We start from the raw sequence: 3229 nt of genomic DNA, 5'->3' as shown, positions 1-3229 counted from the left end.
GGTTTGTGACTGTCGATTGACAGTGGCTCTTTAACAACATGAATCATGCTGACATGAAAGATACGCTCTCAAGCGTGTCCGGCAATTATCGAGCGAGCTCGTAGACCGTCTCCTTCGGGTTATATGGTCAAGCGAGTAAGCGCATACGGTGGATGCCTAGGCAGCCAGAGGCGATGAAAGACGTGGGAGCCTGCGATAAGCGTCGGCGAGGTGGCAAACGACCTGTGACCCGGCGATCTCTGAATGGGGAAACCCACTCATCACAAGATGAGTATCACATTCTGAATCCATAGGGATGTGAGGCGAACCGGGGGAACTGAAACATCTCAGTACCCCGAGGAACAGAAATCAACCGAGATTCCCCCAGTAGCGGCGAGCGACCGGGGAGTAGCCCTTAAGCGTGTGACGGATTAGGCGAAGGAGTTGGGAAGCTCCGCCATAGCGGGTGATAGCCCCGTAGCCGAAAATCCGATCGCGTGAAAACGAGTAGGTCGGGGCACGTGTAACCCTGACTGAAGATGGGGGGCCCATCCTCCAAGGCTAAATACTCCTGGCTGACCGATAGTGAACCAGTACCGTGAGGGAAAGGCGAAAAGAACCCCGGAGAGGGGAGTGAAATAGACCCTGAAACCGTATGCGTACAAGCAGTGGGAGCTGGCTTAGGCTGGTGACCGCGTACCTTTTGTATAATGGGTCAGCGACTTATATTCAGTGGCGAGCTTAACCGATTAGGGGAGGCGTAGGGAAACCGAGTCTTAACTGGGCGCGCAGTCGCTGGATATAGACCCGAAACCGGGCGATCTATCCATGAGCAGGGTGAAGGTTGAGTAACATCAACTGGAGGCCCGAACCAGGATCTGTTGAAAAAGATTTGGATGACTTGTGGATCGGAGTGAAAGGCTAATCAAGCCCGGAGATAGCTGGTTCTCCTCGAAAGCTATTTAGGTAGCGCCTCACGTATCACCGCCGGGGGTAGAGCACTGTTTCGGCTAGGGGGCCATCCCGGCTTACCAACCCGAGGCAAACTCCGAATACCGGTGAGTGGAGCGTGGGAGACACACAGCGGGTGCTAACGTCCGTTGTGAAAAGGGAAACAACCCAGACCGTCAGCTAAGGCCCCCAAATTCTGGTTAAGTGGGAAACGATGTGGGAAGGCTTAGACAGCTAGGAGGTTGGCTTAGAAGCAGCCATCCTTGAAAGAAAGCGTAATAGCTCACTAGTCGAGTCGGCCTGCGCGGAAGATGTAACGGGGCTAAACCAGGTGCCGAAGCTACGGGCGTATTCTTCGGAATACGCGGTAGAGGAGCGTCGTGTACGCCGATGAAGGTGAGTCGAGAGGCTTGCTGGAGGTATCACGAGTGCGAATGCTGACATGAGTAACGATAATGCGGGTGAAAACCCCGCACGCCGGAAGACCCAGGGTTTCTGTTCGACGTCAATCGGAGCAGAGTGAGTCGGCCCCTAAGGCGAGGCCGAAAGGCGTAGTCGATGGGAAACGGGTTAATATTCCCGTACCTCAACGTATTGCGAAGGGGGGACGAAGAAGGCTAGGTGAGCCAGGCGTTGGTCGTCCTGGTGAAAGTATGTAGGCTGGGGATTCAGGCAAATCCGGATTCCCGAGGCCGAGATACGAGACGAACACCCTATGGGGTGGAAGTCATTGATGCCATGCTTCCAGGAAAAGCCTCTAAGCGACAGATACGTTGGGACCGTACCGCAAACCGACACAGGTGGTCAGGGTGAGAATCCCCAGGCGCTTGAGAGAACTCGGGTGAAGGAACTAGGCAAAATGGTGCCGTAACTTCGGGAGAAGGCACGCCGCCGGTACGTGAAGGCCCTTGCGGCTGGAGCGGAAGGCGGTCGCAGAAACCAGGTGGCTGCAACTGTTTATTAAAAACACAGCACTCTGCTAACGCGCAAGCGGACGTATAGGGTGTGACGCCTGCCCGGTGCCGGAAGGTTAAGTGATGGCGTTAGCTCCGGCGAAGCGCTTGATCGAAGCCCCGGTAAACGGCGGCCGTAACTATAACGGTCCTAAGGTAGCGAAATTCCTTGTCGGGTAAGTTCCGACCTGCACGAATGGCGTAATGATGGCCACGCTGTCTCCACCCGAGACTCAGTGAAATTGAAATCGCCGTGAAGATGCGGTGTACCCGCGGCTAGACGGAAAGACCCCGTGAACCTTTACTACAGCTTCACACTGGACGCTGATGTTGCTTGTGTAGGATAGCTGGGAGGCTAGGAACGGCGGACGCCAGTTCGTCGGGAGCCGACCTTGAAATACCAGCCTGGCATCATGGGCGTTCTCACTTGGGCCCGTTATCCGGGTCGAGGACAGTGTGTGGTGGGTAGTTTGACTGGGGCGGTCTCCTCCCAAAGCGTAACGGAGGAGCACGAAGGTACCCTCAGCACGGTTGGAAATCGTGCATGGCGTGCAAGAGCATAAGGGTGCTTGACTGCGAGACAGACACGTCGAGCAGGTACGAAAGTAGGTTCTAGTGATCCGGTGGTTCTGAATGGAAGGGCCATCGCTCAACGGATAAAAGGTACTCCGGGGATAACAGGCTGATACCGCCCAAGAGTTCACATCGACGGCGGTGTTTGGCACCTCGATGTCGGCTCATCACATCCTGGGGCTGAAGTCGGTCCCAAGGGTATGGCTGTTCGCCATTTAAAGTGGTACGCGAGCTGGGTTTAGAACGTCGTGAGACAGTTCGGTCCCTATCTGCCGTGGGCGTTGGACGTTTGCGAAGGGCTGCTCCTAGTACGAGAGGACCGGAGTGGACGCACCGCTGGTGGTCCGGTTGTCACGCCAGTGGCACAGCCGGGTAGCTAAGTGCGGACGGGATAACCGCTGAAAGCATCTAAGCGGGAAGCCCCCTTCAAGATGAGACGTCCCCGAGGCATTAAGCCTCCTGAAGGATCCAGCAAGACGAGCTGGTTGATAGGCCGGGTGTGGAGGCGCTGCGAGGCGTTAAGCTAACCGGTACTAATGATCCGTGCGGCTTGACCATATAACCCCGAGGGGATGGTGAGCTGGCTCGATGGACGGGTTTGAGAGCGTAGGGTCGGCATGATTCATGGGTTTTTTTGCCTGACGACGATAGCGAGCGGGAACCACTTGACCCCATGCCGAACTCAGTCGTGAAACCGCTCAGCGCCGATGGTAGTGTGGGGCTTCCCCATGCGAGAGTAGGTCATCGTCAGGCCCTTATCGAAACAAGCCCCG

The 3229-nt window shown here is 56.1% G+C and carries 2 rRNA genes; both read left to right on the top strand.

Annotated elements, in window-relative coordinates:
• The first annotated feature begins 125 nt into the window (after positions 1-125).
• Positions 126-3014: ribosomal RNA gene (locus tag FVV99_RS18430) — 23S ribosomal RNA — on the top strand.
• A 79-nt stretch (positions 3015-3093) separates the two neighbouring features.
• Positions 3094-3209, top strand: a 5S ribosomal RNA gene (rrf, locus tag FVV99_RS18425).
• Positions 3210-3229: the final 20 nt, after the last annotated feature.

Origin of the sequence: Aidingimonas lacisalsi (genome assembly GCF_008079445.1) — a bacterium.
Classification (GTDB): Bacteria; Pseudomonadota; Gammaproteobacteria; order Pseudomonadales; family Halomonadaceae; genus Aidingimonas; species Aidingimonas lacisalsi.
The sequence above is the reverse complement of the archived record's forward strand: the minus strand, read 5'-3'. Positions and strand labels throughout refer to the sequence as shown.